This window comes from Arthrobacter sp. 35/47 (assembly GCF_000520475.1).
GTDB classification, from domain to species: domain Bacteria; phylum Actinomycetota; class Actinomycetes; order Actinomycetales; family Micrococcaceae; genus Arthrobacter_D; species Arthrobacter_D subterraneus.
Genome location: NZ_KI914600.1, coordinates 1 through 5,325, shown reverse-complemented (window position 1 = coordinate 5,325; position 5,325 = coordinate 1). Strand labels below are relative to the sequence as shown.

Annotated in this window: 5 protein-coding genes; 3 read left to right on the top strand and 2 right to left on the bottom strand. The window is 64.6% G+C overall.

Translation table 11 applies throughout. The annotated features are described in order from the left end of the window. The 3 genes from X803_RS19070 to X803_RS0109920 form a co-directional block, all read left to right on the top strand. On the top strand, positions 1-903 hold a 903-nt coding region (locus tag X803_RS19070; protein WP_035778519.1), incomplete at its 5' end, for an ATP-binding cassette domain-containing protein. Between the two features lie 121 nt (positions 904-1,024). Further along, positions 1,025-1,306, top strand: a complete 282-nt coding sequence (locus X803_RS0109925) for a helix-turn-helix domain-containing protein (protein WP_026545022.1) — start codon at positions 1,025-1,027, stop codon at positions 1,304-1,306. Beyond that, positions 1,303-2,652 (top strand): type II toxin-antitoxin system HipA family toxin, encoded by a 1,350-nt coding sequence (locus X803_RS0109920; protein ID WP_026545021.1) that lies wholly within the window; start codon positions 1,303-1,305, stop codon positions 2,650-2,652. Before X803_RS0109925 ends, X803_RS0109920 begins: the two co-directional genes overlap by 4 nt. Before the next feature lie 116 nt (positions 2,653-2,768). On the opposite strand, the gene X803_RS0109915 is transcribed toward X803_RS0109920, so the two are convergent. Together X803_RS0109915 and X803_RS19065 are read right to left on the bottom strand one after the other, a co-directional pair. Next, the gene (locus X803_RS0109915; RefSeq protein WP_026545020.1) at positions 2,769-3,794 is read right to left on the bottom strand and encodes a CNNM domain-containing protein; all 1,026 of its coding nucleotides are present in this window, start codon (positions 3,792-3,794) and stop codon (positions 2,769-2,771) included. Further along, on the bottom strand, positions 3,787-5,181 hold the full coding sequence (locus X803_RS19065; protein WP_035778517.1) for a hemolysin family protein: 1,395 nt from the start codon (positions 5,179-5,181) through the stop codon (positions 3,787-3,789). Before X803_RS19065 ends, X803_RS0109915 begins: the two co-directional genes overlap by 8 nt. Positions 5,182-5,325 lie beyond the last annotated feature (144 nt).

The window sequence follows — 5,325 nt, the reverse complement described above, 5'->3', positions numbered from 1 at the left end:
CGGCTCGCGCCGGGACAGCGCCTTGGGATTGTCGGCGTCAACGGTGCGGGCAAGACCACCCTGCTGCGGCTGCTGAACGGTGAGGTGTCGCCGTCGTCGGGCCGGGTGAAGCGCGGCAAGACCGTGCAGACCGCCATCCTCTCGCAGGACGTGCGCGAGCTTGACGATGTCAATCACCTGCGCGTCACCGAGGTGATCGAGCAGGAGAAGCGGGTGGTGTCCGTCGGCGGGAAGGAAGTGTCGGCGAGCCAGCTCGTGGAGCAGCTCGGGTTCACCAACCAGCGGCAGTGGACCCCGGTGGGTGACCTGTCCGGTGGTGAGCGGCGGCGCCTGCAGCTGCTGCGCCTGCTGGTGGGGGAGCCGAATGTGCTGATGCTCGATGAGCCCACCAATGACCTGGACACCGACACGCTCGCAGCGGTGGAGGACGTGCTGGACGGATGGCCGGGCACGCTGGTGGTGGTCTCGCATGACCGGTACCTGCTGGAGCGCGTCACCGATACCCAGCTGGCGCTGCTGGGCGACGGGAAGATCCGCGACCTGCCGGGCGGCGTCGACCAGTACCTGCAGCTGCGCCGCGGCGCCGCGTCCGGGCAAGGAATGGGCGCCAGGCCGCTGGCTGCAGACAGTTCGAACGGTACGACGGCGGCTGCCGGGCAGGATGGCCCGTCACCGGAGGAGGCCCGCCAGGCGAAGAAGGACCTGACCCGCATTGAGCGGCAGATGACCAAGACGAGCTCGCAGATCGAAAAGATCAACCAGCAGATGAGCGAGGCCGGCAGCAAGGCCACGGTCGACTTCGAGAAGATGAGCGATCTCGACGCGAAGCTGCGGGAGCTGCAGACGGAGCAGGAGTCCCTCGAGGAGCAGTGGCTCGCGGCGGCCGAGGTGCTGGGGGAATAACGCGTTTGTGCGCTGACTGCGGCCGCCGTTGCACCATTTCGTATCGCTATGCGACTTTCGCGTTGCCTTATCGAACCTAATGCAACATAGGAGTACTGTTAGCAGATAGGGAGAGTGGGTAATGGAAACTGCTGAGCAACTCGGTGAGCATCTGCGTCAGTGGCGCATCATGCTGGGGTTGAGCCAGGAATTGACCGCGGAGCGCGCGAATGTTTCGTTGCCCGCACTGCGACGCATCGAACGTGGTGACAGCGGTGTACGCCTCGGGACCTTCCTCGCTGTCGCACAGGTGCTTAATCTGACCGAGCGCATCACCGGTGCCACTGATCCATTGAACACTGATCTGGGACGAATGCGTGCCCACCTGCTTGGCAGGCAGCGTGCCAGGAGTCGCAACTCATGACATATGAGGTGTGGATCGGTGACCAACACGTCGGTGCTTTCAGCATCGACGTACACCCCGGCTTCCAGAATCCTGCCCTGACTTTCACCTACCTTGATCAGTGGTTATCCAGTGATCGGTCTTTTCAGATATCCCCCGACCTGCCGTTGCAGCGCGGTCCGCAAACTCCTCCCTCGCACCGCACCATCTTTCAGGCGTTCGACGACGCCGCACCGGATAGTTGGGGCAGGCGCCTCATCGATGCAGATCTGCGTCGGAAGGCCAGAATGCGCGGTGAAAGGTACAAGCCACCGACGGAAATCGATCTTCTCCTTCATGTGCCGGACGAGACGCGGCAAGGTGCCGTCCGGTTCCGCAAGGGCGAAGAGTTCCTGTCCTCAGAGCATGGTCGCGCCACTGTCCATGATCTCTCAAGACTGGTGGCCGCCGCACAGCACTTCGCGGCCAATGGTGAGGTCACTGAAGAGGTGCACAACCTGATCAGCGTTGGATCGTCCCCCGGTGGGGCGCAGCCCAAAGCCTGGGTGCGGGATGAGGCCAATGTGATGCACCTGGCAAAATTCCCGCAAACTTCTGACACTTACAACGTATCCGCCTGGGAACTCACAACCATCAAGCTGCAGCGACGGGCGGGCATTCAGGTGCAGCCGTCTCGAACGGTGTCTCTCGGACAGGATCAGTCGGTATTCCTTACCCAGAGGTTTGACCGGGCGGGGGAACGGAGGATTCCGTACATGAGCTTTCGGAGTGCCTTCGGAATCACAGAGCACGAGCCGCTCGATTACGCGACACTCGCCGGCCGGGTCGCGGCCATCTCGGGTAAGCCCTCTGCTGATGCCTCGGAATTGTTCATGCGGGCGGCGCTGATTGTCCTGGTCAATAACATTGACGACCATATGCGCAATCACGGACTGCTTCACGGCGGTCAAGGCTGGCGGCTGGCGCCGTCCTTCGACGTTAACCCGTCCCGTCACGCCAGCCCTGCCACACCGCTGACGCCGGAGGACGACCCATATGACCGTGATATCAGGTTGCTCGTGCACCGGGCTGCGGATTTTCGGCTCACCCAAGCCCAGGCGGTCCACCGCATTCGTGCAGTCGTAGAGGCGGTTTCCTGCTGGCGCGATGATGCGCTTTCCTCAGGTGTGCAGGCCGATGCGCTCGAATCAATGAGTCCGGCTTTCGAGGGAGAGAACCTCCGCAGGGCACAAGAGTTGCGGGCAGACAGTCAGGCAATAATCGATCTGTCGGGGAAGGCCCCGGGCTCAGATGAATCCTGGGTGAAATCCCACACCAGGCGCGGCCGCACGGTTGAGGGTCACCACCGGCGTAAGCCCCATAGTTGAGCAGTTCCGTGAGGGTGCGGCGGACAGCGGAATGCCGGGAGCCGGAAAGACCAGTCCACGGAGTAGTGGGGGAGTCGGTGCGAGCGCTGCACCTCCTGCAGGCACAGCGGCGTCCGTCACGGCAGGGTTTCGCTTGCCGGAAGCACCTTGCGCAGCGCGTCGTTGACCGTCACCACGCCGACAAACCGGGACTTGTCCATCACGACGGCCAGCTGTTCACCGGACCGGCGCATGAGCGCCAGAGCCTCGTGCACCGGCACATCCGGCGAGAGGATGAAGGCCGGGCGCGCCAGCTCCCGTGCCGACCGGTCCCGGGCTACAAGGAGGGTATCCCTGACGTGGACTACCCCGGGAGCCTCGGCAGCGTCGTCGGACTCGACCAGAATCCGCATGTGACCGGAGCGGGCCGCAGCCGCCTGGATATCCGCAGCGGTGGCGTCGGCTGATACCGCTGCGGGTACTTTTCCGTCCTTCGGCAGAAGAGACTCGACGGGGAGCGTCTCCAGATCCAGCGCACCCGAAATGGGGGTCCGGATTGAGGCGTCCAGCGCTCCGACGTTTGCGGAATGCTCCACCAGATGACGGATGGTATCGACATCCTGTCCACCAACCCCGGCCCGGTCCGTCGGTTCCACGCCCGACGCCTTCACCAGGCGGTTCGCTATCTCGTTTGTCCAGTCGAGCAGCGGCCGGAAGATCCAGACAAACCCGCGGGCGGGCGGACCCACGAGAATGGCGGAGGTCTCGGGGTGGGCAATGGCCCAGGACTTTGGTGCCATCTCTCCGACGACGAGGTGCAGGAACGTCACTGCCAGCAGCGAGAGGACAAACGAGCCGCTATCCGCGATCCAGTAGGGCAGTCCCCAACCGGCGAAGAATGGGGTGAGCCAGGCATCGACTGCCGGTTTGGTGACCGCGCCGAGGGCGAAAGTGCAGGCCGTGATGCCAAGCTGCGCACCCGCCAGCATGACGGTCAGTTCGTTCACGCCCTTCAGCGCAGCACGGGCTCCGCGGCTGGTCGCGGCCATTTCCTCGAGGCGGTGCCGGCGCGCGCCGAGGAGCGCGAACTCGATGACCACAAAAAAGGCACTGAGCGCGATGAGGCCGATCGTTGCGGTCAGGACGATCCACGGGTTATCCATCGTTCCTCCTGGCTTCCCGGTTGGCGGTGGTGTCCGTGCCGTCCGGGGACTCGTGCAATGCCAGGCGGACGGTTTTCGGTACCCGTCTTTCCACCTCAAGAACCTCCGCTTCAAGCAGCCGTGAGACCGGCTCGTCCAGGACGAGTTCCGCCGGATCCTGCGGCAGTGGAATCCGCACGGTGTCTCCGACCGCCGGCAGTCCGCCGTGGTGGCCGATGAGCAGGCCGGCTACCGTCTCGTAGTTGCCCCGGGGAAGCCCATGACCGATGAAGCGCTCGGCCTCATCAAGGTGCACATCGCCTGCGATGCGCCACTGGCCGTCGCTGTCAGGCAGCACTGGCTCCGGCAGGTCGGCGTCGTGCTCGTCTGTCATCTCTCCGGCAACCTCTTCGGCCAGGTCCTCCAGGGTGATGATCCCCGTGAATCCGCCGTATTCGTCGATGACGCACGCCAGCTCGTTCCGTGCCTGCGTCATCTGATCCAGGGCCTTGGGGAGGGACATCAGCGTGGGAAGCACGGTAGGGGGCCTCATGATGGTGGCGACAGTTTCGCGGTCGGCGGCACCGAGGACGTCAACAAGCTGGACGACGCCGACAGGCTCGTCCCGCTCATCGATCACCGGGTAGCGGGTGTGGGCTTCGGCCATCAGTGAGCGCACGTCGCCGATCAGCATGCCGGGCGCCACGCTGTCTACCTGGGGCCGGGGAATCATTGCATGTTCCACTTCGCGTTGCGGGAAGTCCAGGATGCGGTCGATCATGACCGACAGTTCTTCCGGCAGGTCGCCGCTCTGGCGTGAGTCGGCGACGATGTGCTCCAGGTCCCGTGCGGTGGCGCTGCTGTCGACGTCGTGCACGGGTTCAATGCGCAACACCCGCAGGAGGGCATTGGCGGCACGGTCAAAGACGGTGATCAGCCAGCCGAACACGGCGAGGTAGATCCGGGTGGAACGGGCCAGACCGCGGGCGAGGGGTTCGGGGTTGGCGATGGCGAGGTTCTTTGGATAGAGCTCGCCGAAGATCATCTGCACGACGGTGGAGACGGCCAGCGCTGCGACGGTGCCGACCGTGACGCTGACCGCGGAAGGAACGCCGACGCCGCCGAGCAGCACGCCGAGGCTCTCCCCGACCAGCGGTTCGGCCACGAACCCGACCAGCAGGCCGGTCACGGTGATGCCGAGCTGCGCACCGGAGAGCATGAAGGAGGTTTTTTCCGTCACTGCCAGCGCCCGTTTGGCGGTCTCATCTCCCTGGGCCGCTTGTGCGCGCAGGCGGGAGCGGTCCACGGACATGTAGGCGAACTCCTGGGCGACGAAGTACCCGTTCGCGGCGATGATCGCGAGGATCACAACAACGCCCATGAGCAGGGTCAGCGTGGCGATCAACACCGGCCGGCACCCCCACGCGGATGGTAGGCCGTGCGGTCAGGGTTCAGCTTGCACGCCAAGTCCATCTGACCAGCCTAACGGGCAAGCAGGGCGGCACCGTCGTCAGCCGAGGCCGGCTGGTTCCTGATGGCCGTCGTCGTCGGT

Excerpts from the sequence above, each read along its gene's own strand:
- X803_RS0109925 (WP_026545022.1), top strand. The coding sequence starts at position 1,025 with ATGGAAACTGCTGAGCAACTCGGTGAGCATCTGCGTCAGTGGCGCATC.
- X803_RS0109920 (WP_026545021.1), top strand. The coding sequence starts at position 1,303 with ATGACATATGAGGTGTGGATCGGTGACCAACACGTCGGTGCTTTCAGC.
- X803_RS0109915 (WP_026545020.1), bottom strand. The coding sequence starts at position 3,794 with ATGGATAACCCGTGGATCGTCCTGACCGCAACGATCGGCCTCATCGCG.